General features: G+C 66.2%; 2 pseudogenes. Both read right to left on the minus strand.

Annotated elements, in window-relative coordinates:
* Nucleotides 1-260: pseudogene (gene glyA / locus EN742_RS36155) on the minus strand (serine hydroxymethyltransferase); the annotation flags it as partial.
* Nucleotides 261-434: 174 nt separating this feature from the next.
* Nucleotides 435-928, minus strand: a pseudogene (locus tag EN742_RS36160) (Na+/H+ antiporter); the annotation flags it as partial.

Below are 928 nucleotides of genomic sequence, written 5' to 3' on the forward strand. Positions count from 1 at the left end.
TCCGCGGCGCCGTCGACGAACTGGCAGCCGCCATAATAGCGCTTGCCCGGATAGCCCTCGGCATATTTGTTGGTCATGATCGAGCCCTGCGCCTCGAGGACGGCGCGCGAGACGATGTTTTCGGAAGCGATCAGCTCGATCTCATGGCGCTGGCGGCCGAGCTCGTTGCGGATGGCGCCGAAAATCTCCGGATCGGCGTCGGCCAGCGTGGTCTCGAAGAAGGATTCGAATTTGTTCGACGCTGCCGCTGCTGTTGCCATGGCCTGAAATCCTCCGGTTCGGGGCAATTTGTTCATGCATATCGTTGCCCCAAAACCGCTGCGCACTTCTGGGCGACATGCATTGCCGCGCCATTAACACAGTTGTTTTCGCCTCGCCACGTTTGCGCCGCGAAATTTGCTGGCCGGATTGCGCCAAGGACGACAGCGTGAGCGCTATTTCCGCTCCCGCCGGCTTTTCAGCAAGGCTTCGGTGAGCGTGATCTCGGCAAGCAGCGCCCGCATCGTATGGTCGTTGATCTCCCGGCTGCGGAACATGGCACGGACGGCGCCTCGCTCGGCCTCGATGCCGGCGTGCCTGAGCTCCAGCTCCAGACGCCCGGCCTCGCGGGCTTCGGCGCGCGCCTCTTCGGCCTCATCGGAGGCGGCGATGCGGCGGCGGTAGCCGGCGACGATGCTGTCGGCGACCGCGAGCCTGGCCTCGGCGGCTTCGCCCTCGCCTCCCTCGTTGGCGATGCTCTCGATTCTGGCGATTGCCGCGTTGGCGGCGCCGACGCGCGCCCGGCGTTCCTCGGCGGCGCCAGGATCCGCGCCCGGCTCGACCAGCCCACGCGCGATCTTCGGCAAGGCGAGGCTGGCGATCGTGAGCGAACAGATGATGACGCCGGCGGCGAGGAAGATGACGACGTCGCGCGCAGGAAAGGGTGAGC

Source organism: Mesorhizobium sp. M4A.F.Ca.ET.020.02.1.1, assembly GCF_004022645.1.
Lineage (GTDB): Bacteria > Pseudomonadota > Alphaproteobacteria > Rhizobiales > Rhizobiaceae > Mesorhizobium.